Origin of the sequence: Magnetospirillum sp. 15-1 (genome assembly GCF_900184795.1) — a bacterium.
GTDB lineage: Bacteria > Pseudomonadota > Alphaproteobacteria > Rhodospirillales > Magnetospirillaceae > Phaeospirillum.
This window is the reverse complement of record NZ_FXXN01000023.1, coordinates 25660-45846: the sequence shown is the minus strand read 5'-3', so window position 1 is coordinate 45846 and position 20187 is coordinate 25660. Positions and strand designations below refer to the sequence as shown.

Genomic DNA, 20187 nt, shown 5'->3' with positions numbered 1-20187 from the left:
GCTATTCGATGATCAGCAGGGGCTCGCCGAATTCCACCGGCTGGCCGTCGGTCACCAGGATGCGGGTCAGCTTGCCGCCGCGCGGCGCCCGGATGGGATTGAAGGTCTTCATGGCCTCGATCAGCATGATGGTCTGGCCCTCGGAGACCATGTCGCCGGGATTGACGAACTTGGCCGCGCCGGGTTCGGGCGCCAGATAGGCGACACCCACCATGGGCGAGGTCACCGCGCCGGGATGATCGGCGTCCGACGCCGCCGCCTGGGCCGGCATGGCCGAGGCATGGCCCACGGCCGCCGGGGCGGCGTGGTGCACGGCCACCGGAGCCGCCTGGCGGGCGACGCGGATACGCATCTCGCCGACGCCGTATTCGATCTCGGTGAGATTGGTTTCATCCAGCAGTGCGGCCAGGGTGCGCACCAGTTCGCTGTCGATGGGAGTCTTGTTGCCCATTATGCCTCTGTATTTCCCTTGATCAGGCGGGCCAGCGCGTCGAGCGCCAGGATGTATCCGTGGCTTCCCAGCCCGCAGATCATCCCCTTGGCCGCCTTGGCCACGTAAGAGTGATGGCGGAACGAATCCCGCTGGTGAATGTTGGACAGGTGAACCTCGATGGCCGGGACCTCGGCCGCCAGCAGGGCGTCCAGGATCGCGATCGAGGTGTGGGTATAGGCCCCGGCATTGATGACGATGCCGGCGGCGCGCCTCTGGCATTGCTGAATGCGGGTAACCAGCTCGCCTTCGATGTTGGTCTGGGAGAACTCCACCACCAGGCCCAGCGTCGCGGCATGGGTCCGGCAGGCGGCCTCGATATCGGCCAGGGTCTCCTTCCCGTACAGCTCCGGCTGCCGGGTGCCCAACATATTGAGGTTGGGACCGTTCAGAATGCTGATTATGGGATCGGGCCTGTTTTTCACCATGGCTGGGTTTATAACACGGGTCCGCCGCTGTGCAAGGTACAGAAGCGATCCACCCCCATCGTTGGTCCAGGATGGGCTCTAGCCCCTTGCCTAAGTCCAGCACTCTTGGCAAATAAGGATAGGGGGCATGCATTCATACGGGATAACCATTATGGCCACGAAACGGATACGGGCCGTGTTGACTCTGGCGGTGTGCCTGCTGGCCCTGCCGGCCGCGGCGGAGACCGTACGGGCCGCCGGTACCGGCATGGGGCTGGCGCTGGTCCGTCTCCTGGCCGAGCAATACCGGCGGGAACATCCGGACGCCGGGGTTCTGGTCCCGCAAAGCGTCGGTACCGCCGGGGCGGTCCGGGGGCTGGCCTCGGGCAAGGTGGACGTGGGCATCATGGCCCGCTCCCTCAGGGCCGGCGAGGTGGAGGGCGGCGTCTCGATCCCCATCTGCCGCACTCCGCTGGTCTTCTTCATCAATGCCGGCCGCAAGGACGTGGCGTTGAGCCACCGCGACCTGCCGGCCCTGTTCGGCAATTCCCTGCCGTCCTTCACCGGCGGCGAGGTCAGGGCGCTGCTGCGTCCCGCCAGCGACGCCGGATTCATCCGCCTGCTGGAGATCTATCCCGATCTCGCCCCCATGGTGACGGCGGCGCGAGACGCCAGGGGCGCCAATCTGGCCCTGACCGATCAGGATGCCATGGATGCCGTCGAGGCCAGTCATTCGCTGGTGGCCTTCGGCGCCTTCGCGCCCCTGCTGGCCGAGAAGCGCAAGCTGGTGGCCGTGCCCCTGGACGGCGTCGAGCCGAATGTCGAGGCGTTGGAGAGCGGGCGCTATTCCCATGACGTGCCGGTGGTCCTCGCCCTGGCGGCCCGGCCCTCCGCCGAGGCGCGGGCCTTTGTCGAGTATGCGCGCTCGCCCGCCGCCGCCGCCCTGCTGCGCGCCAATGGTTGCCTGCCTGCGGCCGGCCGGTGATGCGGACCGTCGAGAGCGGCAAGGCGGTCATCCATTCCGTCGCCCGCGTCCGGCGAATGTTCTCCCTGGGGCTGGCGGCGGTGGGATTCCTGTGGCTGTTCGTCATTCCCGCCTTCGAGGTGTGGCAGCGCTACAGCCAAGCCCGTCTGGAGGCCGAAATCCGCCTCGGTCTGGTGGCGGATCGCATGTCGTCGTTCATCTCCGCCAATCTGGATATCTGGGAATTCGAGGGCGTTCGGCTTCCCTCGGTGGTGAGCGGCGTGCTGCGCGGCGGCACCAATCCCCCCTCGCGGCTGGCCTTTATCGATCAGGCCGGAAGCGTCAACGAATTTCCCGTGTCGGGCGAGGCGGGATACTTCAACCTGCGGATCGAGGATATCGTCACCGACGGCCGGCTGCCGGTGGGCCGGGTGGTGATGGAGGTCCCGCTGGATGACGTGCTGCTGCCTGCCCTGTTGTCGGGGACTATCGGGCTGGGGTCCGTGGGGTTGCTGCTGCTGCTCGCCCGCATGGTCGGCCGTAAGGCCTTGGACCGCTCGCTGGCCGTGATCGAGGAGACGACCGCCAGCCTGTCGCGGCGGATCGGGGAACTGGAAGAGGCCAAGCGGCAACTGGCCGCCCACTCGGCCCATCTCAACATGGCGACCCAGGACATCACCCATGTGGCCATGCTGACGACCCACCACCTGCGCGAGCCGCTGCGGACCATCCTGTCCTATTCCCAGCTTCTGATCCGCTGGCACGAGAGCGGCGCCGAGGGGGACGAGGCCGAGGGCTACGTGGACTTCCTCAAGACCGGCATCACCCGCATGCAGGCCCAGTTGAAAGCCCTGTCCACCTATCTCGGGCTGCGCGAGCGCCCGCTGGCATCGGTTCCCGTGGCCCTGGATGATGCGTTCAAGGTGGCGGCGCGACGGCTCGACAATGCGGTGGCGGTGCGGTTGGACGACTTGCCCGTCGTTACCACCGATGCCGAGATGCTGGCCGATCTGCTCGCCAATCTGCTGGCCCACGTGGCTCTATGCCGCCGCCCGGACGTCGGGCCGGCCGTTCATGTCCAGGTCCGGACTCGGGAAGGGAATTGGGAAATCCGTCTGGCCGACAACGGCCGGCCGCTGGCCGAGCGCGATCCGGACCGCATGTTCCATCTGCTGGTCCACGCCGAGGGCGGGGCCATGAGCGCCGGCCTCGCCGCGGCCCGCCTGATGGCCTTCCTGCTGGGCGGCGCCCTGTGGGCCGAGGATGGCGAGGGAGGCCAGGGGGTGGTTCTGTGCTTCACCCTGCCGCGACGGGATCGGGAGGTTCCGGCGGGCGAGGGGGCCGCCGCCAGGATCGAAGCGCTCTCCTCCGCCGGCGGCTGAGAGATGAACGCGTCTCGTTGCGGAAGACCAGGTCGGGCGGAGATGAAGATGCGCCATCGCCGGGGGATTGCCTCGCGGGCGGCTCGGTGCCATGTTTCAGGCTCGAACTTCGAGGGGGCCGTCGCGGCCCTTGGGACACAACCGGACATCCGGGGACATCATTCATGAAGCTGGTGATCAATGGCGAGGAGCGGAGCTTTTCCGCCTCCATGACCGTCGAGGCCCTGTTGGGCGAATTGGGCGTCGATTCCCGCAAGGTGGCGGTAGAGCGCAATCTGGAGATCGTTCCCAAATCCTCCTACGCCCAGGTGGCGGTGAATGACGGCGACAAGCTGGAAATCGTCGCGTTCATCGGTGGCGGCTCTTCGGCCGCGGGTATCGGTAGCGGCCCTTCGGCCGCGGGTATCGGTAGCGGCCCTTCGGCCGCGGGCGACACCTTCACCGTGGCGGGCAAGACCTTTACCTCGCGGCTGCTGGTCGGTACCGGCAAGTACAAGGATTTCGAGGAGACCGCCGTCGCCATCGAGGCATCGGGCGCCGAGATCGTCACCGTGGCGGTGCGCCGGGTCAACCTGTCCGATCCCACCAAGCCCATGCTGGTGGATTACGTCAGCCCCAAGAAGTACACCTTCCTGCCCAACACCGCCGGCTGCTACACCGCCGACGAGTCGGTGCGCACGCTCCGCCTGGCGCGCGAGGCCGGCGGCTGGAACCTGGTGAAGCTGGAGGTGCTGGGCGACCAGACCACCTTGTATCCCAACATGCCCGAGACGCTGAAGGCCGCCGAGGCGCTGATCAAGGACGGTTTCGAGGTGATGGTCTACTGTTCCGACGATCCCATCCAGGCCAAGATGCTCGAAGACATGGGCTGCGTCGCCATCATGCCGCTGGGCTCGCTGATCGGCTCGGGCCTGGGCATTCTCAATCCCACCACCATCCGCATCATCAAGGAGACCGTGAAGGTCCCCGTGCTGGTCGATGCCGGTGTCGGTACCGCCTCCGACGCGGCGGTGGCCATGGAACTGGGCTGCGACGGCGTGCTGATGAACACCGCCATCGCCCATGCCCGCGATCCGGTACGCATGGCGCGCGCCATGAAGCTGGCCATCGAGGCCGGGCGCCTGTCCTATCTGGCCGGGCGCATGGCGAAGAAGAGCTATGCCGATCCGTCTTCCCCCACCTCCGGCCTGATCTGAGGAGTCCGACATCGTGAACATGGATGCCTTCCTCGATAACGTAATGGTCTATGGTTTCTGGATCGGATTGGGCTTTGGCGTGTCGTGGCTGATCCGCAAGCTCGCCGGATGAGCCGCACCCTGGTCCTGCTGCCCGGCCTGCTCAACGACCGCCGCCTGTGGTCGCGGCAGGCCGAGGCCCTGGCCGGGCGGGTCGAGGTGATGGTCGGCGACCTGAGCCAGGACGATTGCCTGGGAGCCATGGCCGAGCGGGTACTGGCCGCCGCGCCGGAGCGCTTCGCCCTGGCCGGGCTGTCCATGGGGGGCTATGCGGCCATGGAGATCATGCGCCGGGCCCCTGGGCGGGTGGAGCGCCTTGCCCTGCTCGACACCACGGCGCGGCCCGATCTGCCGGAGCAGACCCAGCGGCGCAAGGATGCCATCGCCCTGGCCCGATCCGGCGGTTTCGACAAGATCATGCCGACCATGCTGGCGCTCTTGCTGCACCCCGACCACCTGAAGGACGGGGGCATTACCGGGTTGGCCCGGGATATGGCCCGGGCGGTGGGAGCCGAGTCCTTCGCCCGCCAGCAGGCCGCCATCATGGCGCGGCCCGATTCGCGGGACTCGCTGCCCCGTGTGGCCTGTCCCACCCTGGTGCTGTGCGGTGCCGAGGATACCCTGACGCCTTCCGACCACCATGACGAGATGGCGGCGCTGATCAAGGGCGCGTGGCGGGTGACCATTCCCCATTGCGGCCACCTGTCGCCCATCGAGCAGCCCGAGGCGGTCAGCGCCGAATTGCTGCGTTGGCTGTCAGCGTAGATCGACCGTTCCCGGACAATTGTCCGACTTCACCTCGGCCATGGGGCAGGGCAGGGGCGACAGCGCCTTGTCCAGGCAGATATGGACCTCGGTCAGTTTCCGGCCCTTGCACTGAACGCTGATGGATTGGGGCGGGACCGGCCAGTGGCGCTTCAGGTCGGTGATTCTGATCCGCCCGCCACCGCCGCCCGGCACATCGGGGGCGAGGCCGAGGGCCGACACCGCCCGGTTGATCCTGTCGAAATACTCGTCCTGGCGGCTGGTGACGCACGCGCCGTGCTTGTCCCATTCATGCTGAAGCAATTTGGCGCCGATCATCACCCGCGACACCTGATCGATGGCGGGCGAGGGCTTGAGCCGCGGTACCGGCTGACAGCATTGCGGCCATTGGCCGTCGGCGTATTGCGGCCACAATCCGTGCACCACGAAGCCGTAGGAGGCCTGGGGGCCGCATTGCCGGGTGTTGGCCCGTCCCGCCGGCGTGGCGCAGAAGCCGGGTGCCCAGGACAGGCTCAGCAGGTAGTAATCGTAGTCGCCCACCGTGCCCCGCGCCGGACCGCATTGCCCGGCCCCGGCCGTGGTGGCGGTGATCAGTATTCCCAGGAAGGCGGCGCATGCCAGGGCCTTGTTCACCCGGTATCCTCCCTTTCCGTCTATCGCCCGTTTATTACGGTTACCACTTCTGGAAAGCAATCCCGGCGCGAATTACATTCTTAAGAAATGGATGATAGCATCCATGAATAACCAACTGCCGAGGTGAGTGATGACGGGCCGAGGGCCGGAGCATCTGCGCAAGACGACCAACGGCGTGCTGGACGCCCTGGTCCGGGCGGCCGAGCAGGCGTTGCACGGCCACGCCATCGACATGCGCACCCTCGAGTCCCTGGTGGCCGAGCTGAAGGATTCCACCGCCTTCGACGATTTCTATCGCCGGTCCTACCGCGAATTGATGGAAGTGGTGGAAGGTGAAAGCATCGAGCAGCGGCGCACCAACGCTTTCGGGCGGCTGATGCTGCATCCGCTGTCCGGGCTGTTCTCCGAGGACAGGCTCGACCGGGGGCTGGTGCCCAACATCTTCTCGTTCCTGCACATGGTGCTGGGCGACGACGAGGACGAGTACGCCGAACGCTGCGGCGCCATCGTCAAGACCCTGAAGGACGATCTGGGCGACCATTTCACCTGGGACGCCTTCTACGGCGACCCCGAGGCCAAGCTCATCCTGTGGCGGGTGCTGGTGCGGATCGCCGCCTCGTTCAAGCGCTATGACCTGCGCAAGGACTGGTTCATCAAGCTGATGCAGTACCGGCCCACCACGGTCAGTCTGGCCTCCAACGCCTTCGTCACCAAGGAACACTCTCCCTACGAGGACCCCATCCAGTTCGGCGAGCGCGAGTTCTGCATGTTCTTCCATGCCATGTTCGATCCGTTGCAGGACCTGGACCGCAAGGACGAGGTCGCCTTCCAGAAGGAATTCGGCAGCGATCCCCATCACCTGATCGGCGGCTTCCTGGTCAATCTGGCGACTTGCGCGGTGTAATACCCACACGCCGCCCGGTGTTGCCAATCACCGGCCGCTGGGAGTAGGGTTCCAGCCGAATTTTCCGGGATACCCAACGATGCGCCCCGATCTTGCGGCCAAGTACGACCTTCGCGTTCCCCGTTACACCTCCTATCCCACCGCGCCGCATTTCCACCCCGGCGTGACGGCCGAGACCTATCGCGGCTGGCTGGGGGGCATCGATCCCAAGCTGGAACTGTCGCTCTATCTCCACATCGCCTTTTGCGCCGAGATGTGCTGGTTCTGCGGCTGCCACACCAAGATCACCAAGCGCTACGCGCCCGTCGCCGCCTACATGGACGCCCTGTGGCGCGAGGTGGACCTGGTGGCCGAGGCGCTGCCCACCCGCATGACGGCGCGCCACGTCCATTTCGGCGGCGGCTCCCCGACCATCCTGTCGTCCGAGGACTTCGTCCGCACCATCGACCTGCTGAAGAGCCGCTTCATCCTCAAGCCCGACGCCGAGGTGGCGGTGGAACTGGACCCGCGCACCGCCGACGAGGCCTATGTCAAGGCCATGGCCGGGGCGGGGGTGACGCGCGCCTCCATCGGCGTGCAGGATCTGGACGACAAGGTGCAGCGGGCCATCAACCGCATCCAGCCCTACGAGGTCACCGAGCGGGTGGTGGAATGGCTGGGCAAGTACGGCGTGCCCGAGGTCAATATCGACCTGATCTACGGCCTGCCGTATCAGACCCTGGACGGGCTTCTGGACACCATCGAGACGGCGGTCAAGGGCTTCAGGCCCCGCCGGGTGGCGCTGTTCGGCTATGCCCACGTGCCGTGGATGAAGAAGCATCAGCGCCTGATCCCGGAAGAGAGCCTGCCCGATACCGAGACCCGCTGGCAGCAGTACGAGCAGGGCTGTAAGCTGCTGACCGAGACCCTGGGCTATGTCCAGATCGGCCTCGACCATTTCGCCGCCCCCGACGACGCCATGGCCGTCGCCTTGAAGGAAAAGCGGCTGCACCGCAACTTCCAGGGCTACACCACCGATTCCGCCACCACCCTGATCGGCTTCGGGGCGTCGGGCATCGGCTCGCTGCCCCAGGGCTATGTGGTCAATGACGGCGAGGTCCACGCCTACCAGCGCGCTATCGCCGAGGGGCGTCTGACCACCTCGCGCGGCGTGGCCATCACCCCGGACGACATCCTGCGGCGCGAGATCATCGAGCGCCTGATGTGCGATCTGGAGATCGACCTGGACGTGGTCGCCGGCCGCCACGGTTCCGACGGCTCGCAATTCGCGGCGGAACTGGCCTCGCTGGCCCCGCTGCAGGCCGACGGGCTTGTCGAGGTCGAGGGGCACCGCATCCACGTCACCGAGGACGGCCGCACCCTGGTACGCGCCGTCTGCGCCGCCTTCGACCGCTATCTCAAGGCGGGCGAGCAGCGGCATTCCAAGGCGGTCTGAGCACCATGACCATGGCCTGGTACGACTACTTCATGGGCTTCGCCAGGCATGCCGCCAGCAAGTCCAAGGACCCCAGCACCCAGGTGGGAGCGGTGGCGGTGGGACCCGACGGTGAAATCCGCGCCACCGGCTATAACGGCCTGCCGCGCGGCGTCGAGGACCGGCCCGAGCGCATGGAGCGTCCCGCCAAGTACCTGTGGACCTCCCACGCCGAGGAAAATCTGGTGGCCCATGCCGCCCGTGTGGGGGTCAGCCTCAAGGGCTGCACCGTCTACGTCACCCACTACCCCTGTTCGCGCTGCGCCCGCTCGCTGATCCAGGCCGGGGTGGCGCGGATTCACGTGGGCGACGGCACCACCTCCATGCCGGCCGAGGAATTCGACACCGCCCGGGTGATGTTCGAGGAATCCGGCGTCGAGGTGGGGTGAGCCCACTCCCCCCACTCTCGGCGGGTGGCCGCTCCCCACCCAAGTAATTTCCCATACTCCCCCTCCGGGTGTTCCGGCGGCTGGCGGCGACGGGCAAAGTACCGTCACCGATCAAGGGCCGCGCAAGAAAAGCCCGCACCATCAGGGGAGACGCCAAGGCCATGGACCAGTCCAAACGCTACGTCAATCTGGGGCTTCGCGAGGCCGAACTGATCAAGGGCGGCCGTCACGTGCTGTGCGCCTATCGCATGAGGCCCAAGGCCGGGCACGGTTACGTGGAGACCGCCGCCCATTTCGCCGCCGAATCCTCCACCGGCACCAATGTGGAGGTCTGCACCACCGACGACTTCACCCGCGGCGTCGACGCCCTGGTCTATGAGGTGGACGAGGCGGAAGGGCTGATGAAGATCGCCTATCCGGTGGACCTGTTCGACCGCAACATCATCGACGGCAAGGCGATGATCGCCTCGTTCCTGACGCTGACCGTGGGCAACAACCAGGGCATGAGCGACGTGGAAAACGCCAAGATGGAGGATTTCTTCGTCCCGCCGGATTTCCTGAAGCTGTTCGACGGCCCGGCCCGCAACATCGCCCATATGTGGGGCGTGCTGGGCCGGCCCGAAGTGGACGGCGGCATGGTGGTGGGCACCATCATCAAGCCCAAGCTGGGGCTGCGGCCCAAGCCCTTCGCCGACGCCTGCCACCAGTTCTGGCTGGGCGGCGACTTCATCAAGAACGACGAGCCCCAGGGCAATCAGGTGTTCGCGCCCTTCAAGGAGACCATGCGGCTGGTGGCCGATGCCATGCGCCGCGCCCAGGACGAGACGGGGCAGGCCAAGCTGTTCTCGGCCAACATCACCGCCGACGATCCGGCCGAGATGGTGGCGCGCGGCAATTACATCCTGGAGACCTTCGGCGAGAACGCCCCGCACGTGGCCTTCCTGGTGGACGGCTTCGTGGCGGGGCCGACGGCGGTGACCACCTGCCGGCGCAATTTCCCCGGAACCTTCCTGCACTATCACCGGGCCGGGCACGGGGCCATCACGTCCCGCCAGTCCAAGCGCGGCTACAGCGTGCTGGTCCACATGAAGATGGCCCGGCTGATCGGGGCCAGCGGCATCCATACTGGCACCATGGGCTACGGCAAGATGGAGGGTACTCCCGAGGAGAAGATGGTGGCCTACATGCTGGAGCGCCAGATGGCCGAGGGGCCGCATTATCGCCAGGATTGGGGCGGCATGCTGGCCTGTACCCCCATCATCTCGGGTGGCATGAATGCGCTGCGGCTGCCGGGCTTCTTCGACAATCTCGGCCATTCCAACGTGATCCAGACCTCGGGCGGCGGCGCCTTCGGCCACAAGGACGGCCCCGTCGCGGGAGCGCTGTCGCTTCGGCAGGCTCACGAGGCGTGGTTGCGTGGAATCGATCTGGTGGACTACGCCCAGGGCCACCCCGAACTCAAGGGTGCCTTCGAATCCTTTGCGTCCGACGCCGATCGGCTGTATCCCGGCTGGCGCGATCGCCTGCGCATCGCGGCCTGAGGAGATAGCCAGTGTCGAGGAAACATCCGGTCATCGCCGTCACCGGTTCGTCGGGGGCGGGGACCAGCACGGTCAAGGAAGCCTTCGAGCATATGTTCCGCCGCGAAGGCATCAAGCCGGCGGTCATCGAGGGCGACAGCTTCCATCGCTATAACCGCGCCGACATGAAGAAGGCCATGGGCGAGGCGGAGAAGGGCGGGCGCCGCACCTTCAGCCATTTCGGTCCCGAGGCCAATCTGTTCCCCCAGTTGGAGGAGCTGTTCTCCTCCTACGGCGATACCGGACGGGGCCGGCGGCGGCTCTATGTCCATAACGACGAGGAAGCGGCGCTGTTCGCTCATCTGGGGGTCGGTTCCGGCGAGTTCACTCCGTGGGAGGATTTGCCCGAGGATACCGACTGCCTGTTCTACGAGGGGCTGCACGGTTGCGTGGCGACCCGCGACAACAATGTCGCCCAGCACGTGGACCTCAAGATCGGCGTGGTGCCGGTGATCAATCTGGAGTGGATTCAGAAGATCCACCGCGACACGTCGGAACGCGGCTATTCGGAAGAGGCGGTGATGGACACCATCCTGCGCCGCATGCACGACTACGTGCACTACGTGGTGCCGCAGTTCAAGCTGACCGACATCAACTTCCAGCGGGTGCCCATCGTCGACACCTCGGACCCCATCATCGCGCGTGACATTCCCACCGCCGACGAGAGCCTGGTGGTGATCCGCTTCAGGAAGCCCGACCGTTTCCGCGTCGACTTCCCGTTCCTTTTGCAGATGCTGAAGGATTCGTGGATGAGCCGCCGCAACACCATCGTGGTGCCGGGCGGCAAGATGGGGCTGGCCATGGAACTGATCCTCACCCCCATTCTGCGCCGCATCATGGAGGATCGCCGCGCCCTGCTGGGGTGATTTCTTAGCTCACCTCCGCAGCCACGCCTCGACCAGGGCGCGGGCGATGGAATCCCTGCGCGGCAGGAAGCGGCCACCTTCGCCGGGGCGGTCGGCCTCGCCGAAGCCGCGCACCTCGTCGCGGCTGAACCACCGGACCTCCTCGATCTCGTGCGGATCGGGGACCGGCTCGCCGTCCTCGGCAACGGCGTTGAAGCCGATCATGATGGAGGAGGGGAACGGCCAGGGCTGGCTGGCGAAATAGCGGGCCTCGCGCACCCTTATGCCGGCTTCCTCCCACACTTCGCGGGCCACGGCGTCCTCCAGGGATTCGCCGGGCTCGACGAAGCCGGCCAGGCAGGAATACATGCCGGGAGCCCATACCGGCTGGCGGCCCAGCAGGGCGCGGTCCCGGCCGTCGGTGACCAGCATGATGATGGCCGGGTCGGTGCGCGGGAAGTGCAGCGCGCCGCAGGCTTCCTCCGAGCACTTGGCCGAATGGCCGGAATCCTGGATCAGCAGGCCGCCGCCGCAGGTGGCGCAGAACCGGGTCTTCTCCCGCCAGACCAGAACGCCGCGGGCATAGGCCAGCAGGGCGGCGTCCTGGGCGGGCAGCAGGCCGCCCACCGAGCGCAGCATGACCCAGTTGCCGCCCATCTCGGGGCCTTGTTCTCCGCCGTCCAGGGCGGAGACGTCGAGCGCCAGCAGCGGGCCGGACGGGTCTTCGCCCAGCAGCAGGCAATTGCCGCCGGTAGCCTCGGCCAGCCGCAGGCCGTAGGTCCGGTCGAGCCAGCGGACGGCGGGCGGCGTGCCGCCCACCAACTGGCGTCCGCGCCAATAAACGGTGAAACGGGCACCCGGACGGCGCATCAGTTCGACGACGTCACCGTTCCGGCGAATGGGGTGGGCCCGGTCGAGACCGAGGCCGGAATAAAGGATCGTAGAGGTCATGGCGGCAGCTTGGCATGGGTTCGAAATGGTCGCGAGAAGAAGATTGCGAATCCGATGGCAATTTGGAAGATTGTCCCGCACGGTGACGCATGAATGACATCCAAGCCCTTCTGAACGGTCTTCTCGACTCGATCCGCGACGCGGTGATCATCGCCGATGGCGAGGGAAATCCCCTGCGTTCGAACCCGGCGTTCGAGACGCTGATGGGCTTTACCGCAGCCGGCGGCGCCGAGGTTTCACGCCTTGCGGCCGGCATGATCCACCGGGCCATGACGCCGGGAGCCGGGGGGCGCTGGCAGGGCATGATCACCTGTCCGGACGGCAAGGAGCGGCCCTTCGAGGTCACCGCCGCCGCCATCAATTCCGGCACCGACTTTCCCGACCGCTATCTTTGCGTGGTGCGGCCCGCCGTGGCCGAGGATGCCAATGGCGACGGCGGCACCTTCGGCTATGATTCCCTGACCGGACTGCCCAACCGCGATCTGTTCGGCGACCGTATCGGCCAGGCGGTGCTGCAGGCCAACCGCACCGGCGGTTCGGTGGCGCTGATGATGATGGGGCTGGACCGCTTCACCCTGGTCAACGACGCCCTGGGCCACGGGGCCGGCGACCGCCTGCTGATCGAGGTGGCGCGCCGTCTCAAGATGTGCGTGCGCGAGACCGATACGGCGGTGCGGCTCGACGGCGACAAGTTCGCCCTGGTGATGGCCATCGCCGACACCGACGACAGCGTCATCGTCGCCGAGAAGGCGCTCAACGCCGTCAAGGAGCCGTTCGCCCTGGATGGGCAGGAGGTGGTGATCACCTTCTCCATCGGTATCAGTGTCTATCCGCTGGACGCCGATTCCAGCATCCAGCTGGTCAAGCATGCCGAGAACGCCCTGCATTACGCCAAGATTTCCGGCCGCAACCAGTACCAGTTCTTTTCCAAGGACATGAACCGCAAGGCCAAGTCCCGCCTGGAACTGGAGGGGCGCCTGCGCCGGGCGCTGACCAACGAGGAATTCGTGGTCTTCTACCAGCCCAAGGTTTCCGCCGACCGCGATACCATCGTGGGCGCCGAGGCGCTGATCCGCTGGATGGACCCCGAGCGCGGCATGATCTCGCCCGGCGAGTTCATTCCGGTGGCCGAGGAAAGCGGCCAGATCGAGGCGATCGGCACCTGGATTCTCCGCCAGTCCTGCCGGCAGAACCGCAAGTGGCAGGATGCCGGCCATGCCCCGCTCAAGGTGTCGGTCAACGTCTCGGCCCGCCAGTTCCGCTCGCGGACCCTGCTCGACACGGTGACCGCGGCGCTGGACGACACCGGCCTCGATCCCAAGTGGCTGGAGCTGGAGATCACCGAGAGCATGCTGATGAACGACGTGGACACGGCGGTGCGCAAGATGAAGGCGCTGCGTGACCTGGGCATCGGCCTGTCCATCGACGATTTCGGCACCGGCTATTCGTCGCTCAGCTATCTCGGACGCTTTCCCATCACCACTCTCAAGATCGATCGCGCCTTCATCGCCGACGTGGACACCAACCCCAAGACCGCCGAGATCGCGCGGGCCATCATCGGCCTGTCGCGCGGTCTCAACCTGGAGGTGGTGGCGGAGGGTGCCGAAATCGCCGAGCACATTATGTTTCTGCGCAACAATGGATGCGACACCGTGCAAGGCTTCTATTATTCCCGGCCCGTTCCGGCCGAGGAGTTCGAGCGCATGCTGGGCCAGCCGGTCATGGTTCACGCATAATCTCGTGTTACGGTAAGTTTTAGCCATACTTCGTTAACGTCTTTTGACCAACGTCAAAGCGTCTTGATCGATACGGTGACATCTTCCCGTCATCAGGCATCATCCCGGGGGAGGGGGAGCCTGCCGAGGGAGGAATTTCCGATGTCTGGGCTATTGTCCCGGCGGACGTTGTTGACGAGAAGGCCCCAGAGCCGGGCGCCGTCGGGGCCGCGTCCGCCCTGGAGCATCGAGACCTTTGCCGCCACCTGCGATGGTTGCGGCGCCTGCCTGACCTCCTGTCCCGAACATATTCTCGCCAAGGGTGCCGACGGTCGGCCGGTGGTGGATTTCAACCGTGGCGGCTGCACCTTCTGCGGCGATTGCGACACGGCCTGCGTCCCGCGTGACGGCCGCCCGGCGGCCATCGACCGCACCGCTTTCGACGGCGCCGACCGCCTGCCGGTCCTGGCGCACCTGGGAGGGGCGTGCATTTCCCTGCAAGGCGTGACCTGCCGCCTGTGCGGCGATCCCTGTGATCCCCGCGCCATCAAGTTCCGGCCTTTACCGGGCGGCCGCGTGCTGCCCGAGATCGCCGACGAGTCCTGTAATGGTTGTGGAGTCTGCGTCTCGGCCTGTCCGGTCGGGGCGTTGTCCATGGCACCTTTGGTTCGAGCCTGAGAGGTTAGGGAATGAGACTCGCGACCTTCGTTGCCACCGAACAATCCAAGCCCAGGGAGCAGGTGGAGAACATCTGCGGCGTGTTGATTCACGTCAAACCGGAGCGCCGACACGAAGTTCATGATGCCCTCACCCGGATTCCCGGCGTCGAGGTCCACACCATGACCGACGATGGCAGAATGGTGGTTACCGTCGAGGATGCCGAAGGCAACTGGGCGGGCGCCACGATAACCAGTCTGACCGACATCCAGGGCATTTTGAATGTCGCCCTGGTCTATCATCACTTTGATTCCGATCTTGATCTGGAAGGGGAGACCGTTTCATGAGCCTCACCAGGCGCGACTTCATTAAGGCGAACGCCGTCGCGGCCACTGCTGCCGCTGCGGGGATCGCCACGCCGGCCGTCGCCCAGCCGGCAAAAGCCAATATCCGCTGGGACAAGGGTGTCTGCCGATTCTGCGGCACCGGATGCTCGGTTCTGGTGGGGGTGCAGGACGGTCGCGTCGTCGCGACCCAGGGCGACCCGGACTCGCCGGTCAACCGTGGCCTGAACTGCATCAAGGGCTACTTCCTGTCCAAGATCATGTACGGCGAGGACCGGCTGACCAAGCCCCTGCTGCGCATGAAGAACGGCAAGTTCGACAAGAACGGCGAATTCACGCCGATCTCGTGGGACCAGGCCTTCGACATCATGGCCGAGAAGTGGAAGGAACAGCTGAAGAAGCCCGACGGCGTGACCCGCGTCGGCATGTTCGGCTCGGGCCAGTGGACCATCTGGGAGGGCTATGCCGCTTCCAAGCTCTACAAGGCCGGCTTCCGCTCCAACAACCTCGATCCCAACGCGCGCCACTGCATGGCCTCGGCCGTGACCGGCTTCATGCGCACCTTCGGCATCGACGAGCCCATGGGCTGCTACGACGACATCGAGCAGACCGACGCCTTCGTGCTGTGGGGCTCGAACATGGCGGAAATGCACCCGATCCTGTGGTCGCGTGTCACCGACCGCCGCCTGACCCACGAGGGCTGCAAGGTCGCCGTACTGTCGACCTTCGAGCACCGCTCGTTCGAGCTGGCCGATATTCCGATGGTGTTCACGCCCCAGACCGATCTGGCGATCCTGAACTACATCTGCCACTACATCATCTCGAAGAACGCCTATGACAAGGAGTTCATCGAGAAGCACGTCAACTTCAAGAAGGGGGCCACGGATATCGGCTACGGCCTGCGTCCGACCCACGCGCTGGAGAAGGATCAGGCCAACGCGGCGACGCCGGACAAGGCCGACCCGATGACCTTCGACGAGTTCAAGGCCTTCGTCTCCGAGTACACCGTGGAGAAGGTCTCCAAGCTGTCCGGCGTGCCCGCCGAGAAGCTGGAGGCCCTGGCCAAGCTGTATGCCGATCCCAAGGTCAAGGTTGTGTCCTTCTGGACCATGGGCTTCAACCAGCATACGCGCGGCACGTGGGTCAATAACATGATCTACAACGTGCACTTGCTGATGGGCAAGATCTCCGAGCCGGGCAACAGCCCGTTCTCGCTGACCGGCCAGCCCTCGGCCTGCGGCACGGCGCGCGAGGTCGGCACCTTCGCCCATCGTCTGCCCGCCGACATGGTGGTCATGAACGACAAGCATCGCGAGATCGCCGAGGGCCTGTGGAAGCTGCCCGCCGGCACTCTCAACCCCAAGATCGGCTATCACGCCGTGCTGCAGCATCGCATGCTGAAGGACGGCAAGCTGAACGCCTATTGGGTGATGTGCACCAACAACATGCAGACCGCGCCCAACATGAACGAGGAGGGGTATCCGGGCTACCGCAACCCCGCCAACTTCGTGGTGGTGTCCGATCCCTATCCGACCGTGACCGCGCTGTCGGCCGACCTGATCCTGCCCACCGCCATGTGGATGGAGAAGGAAGGCGCCTACGGCAACGCCGAGCGCCGGACCCAGTTCTGGCGCCAGCAGGTCAAGGCTCCGGGCGAGGCCAAGTCGGATCTGTGGCAGTTGATGGAGTTCTCCAAGCGCTTCAAGGTCGAGGAAGTGTGGCCGGAGGAGCTGATCGCCAAGAAGCCGGAAGTGCGCGGCAAGACCCTGTTCGACGTGCTCTTCAAGAACGGTCAGGTGGACAAATTCCCGCTGATCGAACTGCAGGCCGATCACGAGAACGACGAGTCCAAGGCGTTCGGCTTCTATGCCCAGAAGGGCCTGTTCGAGGAATACGCCGCCTTCGGTCGCGGCCATGCCCACGATCTGGCGCCGTTCGAGGCTTATCACAAGGCTCGCGGCCTGCGCTGGCCGGTGGTCGACGGCAAGGAGACCCTGTGGCGCTTCCGCGAAGGGTACGACCCCTACGTGAAGGCGGGCGAGGGGGTGAAGTTCTACGGCAAGCCCGACGGCAAGGCCTGGATCTTCGCGCTGCCCTACCAGCCGGCCGCCGAGTCGCCGGACAAGGAGTTTGACCTGTGGCTGTCCACCGGCCGTGTCCTCGAGCACTGGCACTCGGGCTCCATGACCCGGCGCGTTCCGGAACTGCACAAGTCGGTGCCCAACGCCGTGCTCTACATGCACCCCAACGACGCCGCCAAGCGCTCCCTGCGCAACGGTGACGTGGTCAAGGTGGCGAGCCGGCGCGGCGAAGTGACCACCCGTATCGATACCCGTGGTCGCAACAAGCCGCCGGAGGGACTGGTGTTCATGCCGTTCTTCGACGAAAGCCAGTTGGTCAACAAGCTCACTCTCGACGCCACTTGCCCGATCTCCAAGGAGACGGACTTCAAGAAGTGCGCCGTCAAGGTGAGCAAGGCCTAGGAAAGAGGGTAGGGGACCGCCCGCGCCGCCCAACGGGGCGGGCGGTCCCAACCATCGGAGAAGCCAATCATGGCCAGGCACCACAAGACAGGTGGGGATGCTGTGGACCACAACCGGCGAGCCGTGCTGGCCGGAACGGTCAAGGGCGCCTGTACGGTCGGCCTGCTTGGAGCCCTGTTGGCCATTCCCGCCCGGCGCCGTGCCGAGGCGGTGGCGCTCAGGCCGCCCGGAGCGGTGGCCGAGACGGATTTCCTCGCCGCCTGCGTCCGCTGCGGGCTGTGCGTCAAGGATTGCCCCTACGATACCCTGAAGCTGTCCGATCTGGGCGACGGCCCGACCGTCGGCACTCCGTTCTTCAACGCCCGCAAGGTTCCTTGCGAGATGTGCGAGAACATCCCCTGTGTCGCCGCCTGCCCGACGGGGGCGCTGGACAAGGGGCTGAAGGACATCAAGAACGCCAAGATGGGCGTCGCGGTCCTGGTGGGCCAGGAAAGCTGCCTGAACTTCCTGGGGCTGCGTTGCGACGTCTGCTACCGGGTGTGCCCGCGGATCGGCGAGGCCATCACCCTGGAGCTTTCCCACAACACCCGTACCGCCAAGCACGCCTTCTTCATTCCCACCGTGCATTCGGCCAAGTGCACCGGCTGCGGCAAGTGCGAGCGGGCCTGCGTGCTGGACGAGGCGGCCATCAAGGTCCTGCCCCACGCCCTGGCCACCGGCCAGTTGGGCAAGCACTACCGCCTGGGTTGGGAAGAGAAGAAGAAGGCCGGCGGTTCGCTGGTCGAGCCCAGCCCCGAGGTGCAGGTGCGCGGCATGGAGGGCGTCGAGATGACCCCCGGCGGCACCTACAAGCTTGAGAAGCGCCCCGATGGCGGCTTCAAGGAGTTCAAGCCATGAGCGCCGTCAAGACCGCTCATTCCGGATTGGACAATCCCGGCGCCTCGGCGGTGGCCGCCAAGGGCTGGCTGGCCGCCAACAAATGGCTGCTGGCCCGGCGTCTGTCCCAAATTCTGGTGGTCGCCGTGTTCCTGACCGGCCCGCTGTGGGGCGTGTGGATCGCCAAGGGCAATCTGGCGTCGAGCCTGACGCTCGGCGTATTGCCGCTCACCGATCCGCTGATGGTGCTGCAGGCCCTGCTGGCCGGGCATGTGATGACCGGCTCGGCCCTGATCGGTGCCGCCATCGTTCTGGGTGTCTACACCCTGGTCGGCGGCCGCATGTATTGCTCGTGGGTCTGCCCGGTCAATGCCGTCACCGATCTGGCCTATTGGCTGCGTACCCGGCTGGGGATCGAAAAGGGGCTGCCGCTCAACCGCAACACCCGCCTGTGGGTGCTGGGCGGCGTGCTGGCCGCCTCGGCCGCCACCGGCACCATCGCCTGGGAACTGGTCAATCCGGTGACCATGCTGCATCGCGGGCTGGTCACCGGGGCGATCCTGACTCTCGGCTCGGCGACGCTGATCACGCTGGCGGTGTTCCTGTTCGATCTGGGTGTCGCCCAACGGGGCTGGTGCACCCATCTTTGCCCGGTGGGAGCCTTCTACGGCCTGCTGGGCCGGGCGGCGGTGCTGCGCGTCAGCGCCACCAACCGCGCCGCCTGCGACGATTGCATGGATTGCTTTTCCGTCTGCCCCGAACGCCACGTCATCGCGCCCGCCCTGCGCGGCGCGGCCAAGGGCGTGGGTCCCGTCATCATGTCGCACGACTGCACCAATTGCGGCCGTTGCATCGATGTGTGTTCCAAGGCCGTGTTCCGCTTCGACACACGGTTTAACAACGTGCCCTCCGACACGTCGTCGGCCGGGGTCGCCTGATGATTTTATCGAGAGTTCTGGAAGGGGAGTGACCGCAGTGAAGACTAAGATCAAGGCAATCGCCCTCGCGCTGGCCCTGGCGCTGGGTATGGGGGTGACCGCTCTGGGGGTCGCGGCCGGCGAGGTGCAGGCGTTGCGCCACAGCAATGCCAACGAACCCGATGCGCCGCCTCCCATCTACAAGGTGATGGAAGGCACGAAGCACGAGCGTGCCTATCGCCAGCAGCCGCCGCTGGTGCCGCACACCACCGACAAGTACGAGATCGACCTCAAGGTCAATCAGTGCCTGCGTTGCCACGAATGGCCGTACAGCGACCAGGAAAAGGCGCCGAAGATTTCGGACCTGCACTACATCGACCGTAACGGCGTGCGCCAGGACGTGGTCAACGGCAACCGCTATTTCTGCAAGCAGTGCCATGTGCCGCAGAATGACGCCAAGTCGCTGGTCGACAACAAGTTCCAGGCCGCCACGACCAACACCAACATCCGCTAGGCCAAGGGAAGGATCGGGCCATGAGCACTGAGAATCCGGCCAAGCAAGGTCTGTTGCGTGAATGGTGGAATGCGTTGCGCAGCCCCAGCAGCCGCTGGTCCCTGGGCACGTTGATCGTGGTGGGGTTTGTCGGCGGCGTCATCTTCTGGGGCGGCTTCAACACCGTCCTGGAACTGACCAATACCGAGGCCTTCTGCCTTAGCTGCCACGAGATGGAACAGAACGTTTATCGCGAATATCGTGGCACCATCCACGATTCCAACCGTTCCGGCGTGCGGGCCACCTGCCCGGACTGCCACGTGCCGCGTCCGTGGATCTACAAGATCCAGCGCAAGATCCAGGCCTCCAACGAGGTGCTGCACAAGATCCTGGGCACCATCGACACGCGCGAGAAGTTCGAGGCCAAGCGCATCGAACTGGCCAAGCACGAGTGGAGCCGCATGAAGTCCACCGATTCCCGCGAGTGCCGTAACTGCCACAACTTCGGGGCCTTCGACCTGACCCGGCAGCAGGCGCGCGCGCGCAACCGTCACTCCGAGGCGGAGCAGCAGGGCAAGACCTGCATCGACTGCCACAAGGGTATCGCCCACCAGCTTCCCGCCGGCGCCTTCAAGGCCGAGCGCGAGCTGAACGAAAGCGTGGGTGGGGCGGTCAAGCCGTAG

At 65.8% G+C, this 20187-nt stretch carries 21 protein-coding genes; 17 read left to right on the top strand and 4 right to left on the bottom strand.

Annotation, left to right across the window (positions count from 1 at the left end; genetic code table 11):
• Window position 1: 1 nt before the first annotated feature.
• Together CP958_RS09740 and aroQ are read right to left on the bottom strand one after the other, a co-directional pair.
• Entirely contained in the window at window positions 2-451 is a 450-nt protein-coding gene (locus tag CP958_RS09740) for an acetyl-CoA carboxylase biotin carboxyl carrier protein subunit (RefSeq protein ID WP_096701780.1), read from the bottom strand.
• Window positions 451-918 (bottom strand): type II 3-dehydroquinate dehydratase, encoded by a 468-nt coding sequence (gene aroQ, locus CP958_RS09735; RefSeq protein WP_096701779.1) that lies wholly within the window; start codon window positions 916-918, stop codon window positions 451-453. The genes CP958_RS09740 and aroQ overlap by 1 nt, the downstream gene beginning before the upstream one ends.
• A gap of 175 nt (window positions 919-1093) precedes the next feature.
• Here aroQ and CP958_RS09730 point away from each other — a divergent pair, with 175 nt between their 5' ends.
• The 4 genes from CP958_RS09730 to CP958_RS09715 all read left to right on the top strand — a co-directional run bounded on the left by CP958_RS09730 (window position 1094) and on the right by CP958_RS09715 (window position 5243).
• On the top strand, window positions 1094-1882 hold the full coding sequence (locus CP958_RS09730; protein ID WP_242442825.1) for a substrate-binding domain-containing protein: 789 nt from the start codon (window positions 1094-1096) through the stop codon (window positions 1880-1882).
• Window positions 1882-3243: an ATP-binding protein gene (locus tag CP958_RS09725; RefSeq protein WP_242442824.1), complete on the top strand. Its 1362-nt coding sequence runs from the start codon at window positions 1882-1884 to the stop codon at window positions 3241-3243. Before CP958_RS09730 ends, CP958_RS09725 begins: the two co-directional genes overlap by 1 nt.
• Window positions 3244-3407: 164 nt before the next feature.
• Complete coding sequence (gene thiS, locus CP958_RS09720) at window positions 3408-4439, top strand: sulfur carrier protein ThiS (RefSeq protein ID WP_096701778.1); 1032 nt, start codon at window positions 3408-3410, stop codon at window positions 4437-4439.
• 108 nt (window positions 4440-4547) lie between these two features.
• Complete coding sequence (locus tag CP958_RS09715; protein ID WP_096701777.1) at window positions 4548-5243, top strand: alpha/beta fold hydrolase; 696 nt, start codon at window positions 4548-4550, stop codon at window positions 5241-5243.
• Here the strand turns inward: CP958_RS09715 and CP958_RS09710 are convergent.
• Complete coding sequence (locus CP958_RS09710; RefSeq protein ID WP_242442823.1) at window positions 5235-5876, bottom strand: ribonuclease T2; 642 nt, start codon at window positions 5874-5876, stop codon at window positions 5235-5237. The genes CP958_RS09715 and CP958_RS09710 overlap by 9 nt on opposite strands.
• A gap of 130 nt (window positions 5877-6006) precedes the next feature.
• Between CP958_RS09710 and CP958_RS09705 the strand changes: the two genes are divergently transcribed.
• From CP958_RS09705 to CP958_RS09685, 5 genes are all read left to right on the top strand, one after another.
• Window positions 6007-6780 carry a hypothetical protein gene (locus CP958_RS09705; RefSeq protein WP_096701776.1) on the top strand — a complete coding sequence of 258 codons (774 nt, stop codon included), beginning with the start codon at window positions 6007-6009 and terminating at the stop codon, window positions 6778-6780.
• Between the two features lie 79 nt (window positions 6781-6859).
• A complete protein-coding gene (gene hemN, locus CP958_RS09700; protein ID WP_096701775.1) occupies window positions 6860-8215 on the top strand; it encodes an oxygen-independent coproporphyrinogen III oxidase in 1356 nt (451 codons plus the stop codon).
• Between the two features lie 5 nt (window positions 8216-8220).
• Complete coding sequence (locus tag CP958_RS09695; RefSeq protein ID WP_096701774.1) at window positions 8221-8643, top strand: dCMP deaminase family protein; 423 nt, start codon at window positions 8221-8223, stop codon at window positions 8641-8643.
• A 161-nt stretch (window positions 8644-8804) separates the two neighbouring features.
• Window positions 8805-10184 carry a ribulose-bisphosphate carboxylase gene (locus CP958_RS09690; protein ID WP_096701773.1) on the top strand — a complete coding sequence of 460 codons (1380 nt, stop codon included), beginning with the start codon at window positions 8805-8807 and terminating at the stop codon, window positions 10182-10184.
• A gap of 11 nt (window positions 10185-10195) precedes the next feature.
• Window positions 10196-11089, top strand: a complete 894-nt coding sequence (locus tag CP958_RS09685) for a phosphoribulokinase (protein WP_096701772.1) — start codon at window positions 10196-10198, stop codon at window positions 11087-11089.
• A 9-nt stretch (window positions 11090-11098) separates the two neighbouring features.
• Here the strand turns inward: CP958_RS09685 and nudC are convergent, their stop codons facing one another.
• Window positions 11099-12019, bottom strand: a complete 921-nt coding sequence (gene nudC / locus CP958_RS09680) for an NAD(+) diphosphatase (protein ID WP_096701771.1) — start codon at window positions 12017-12019, stop codon at window positions 11099-11101.
• An 89-nt stretch (window positions 12020-12108) separates the two neighbouring features.
• On the opposite strand from nudC, the gene CP958_RS09675 reads away from it, so the two are divergent.
• The 8 genes from CP958_RS09675 to CP958_RS09640 all read left to right on the top strand — a co-directional run bounded on the left by CP958_RS09675 (window position 12109) and on the right by CP958_RS09640 (window position 20187).
• A complete protein-coding gene (locus tag CP958_RS09675) occupies window positions 12109-13755 on the top strand; it encodes an EAL domain-containing protein (RefSeq protein WP_096701770.1) in 1647 nt (548 codons plus the stop codon).
• Between the two features lie 171 nt (window positions 13756-13926).
• The gene (locus CP958_RS09670; RefSeq protein WP_242442822.1) at window positions 13927-14412 is read left to right on the top strand and encodes a ferredoxin-type protein NapF; all 486 of its coding nucleotides are present in this window, start codon (window positions 13927-13929) and stop codon (window positions 14410-14412) included.
• An 11-nt stretch (window positions 14413-14423) separates the two neighbouring features.
• Window positions 14424-14738, top strand: coding sequence for a chaperone NapD (locus tag CP958_RS09665; protein ID WP_096701768.1), 315 nt, complete (start codon window positions 14424-14426; stop codon window positions 14736-14738).
• Window positions 14735-17218 (top strand): nitrate reductase catalytic subunit NapA, encoded by a 2484-nt coding sequence (gene napA / locus CP958_RS09660; protein ID WP_096701767.1) that lies wholly within the window; start codon window positions 14735-14737, stop codon window positions 17216-17218. The genes CP958_RS09665 and napA overlap by 4 nt, the downstream gene beginning before the upstream one ends.
• Before the next feature lie 69 nt (window positions 17219-17287).
• The gene (gene napG / locus CP958_RS09655) at window positions 17288-18115 is read left to right on the top strand and encodes a ferredoxin-type protein NapG (protein WP_096701766.1); all 828 of its coding nucleotides are present in this window, start codon (window positions 17288-17290) and stop codon (window positions 18113-18115) included.
• A complete protein-coding gene (gene napH / locus CP958_RS09650; RefSeq protein WP_096701765.1) occupies window positions 18112-19032 on the top strand; it encodes a quinol dehydrogenase ferredoxin subunit NapH in 921 nt (306 codons plus the stop codon). The genes napG and napH overlap by 4 nt, the downstream gene beginning before the upstream one ends.
• A gap of 37 nt (window positions 19033-19069) precedes the next feature.
• Window positions 19070-19525, top strand: a complete 456-nt coding sequence (locus CP958_RS09645; protein WP_096701764.1) for a nitrate reductase cytochrome c-type subunit — start codon at window positions 19070-19072, stop codon at window positions 19523-19525.
• 20 nt (window positions 19526-19545) lie between these two features.
• The gene (locus CP958_RS09640) at window positions 19546-20187 is read left to right on the top strand and encodes a cytochrome c3 family protein (RefSeq protein ID WP_096701763.1); all 642 of its coding nucleotides are present in this window, start codon (window positions 19546-19548) and stop codon (window positions 20185-20187) included.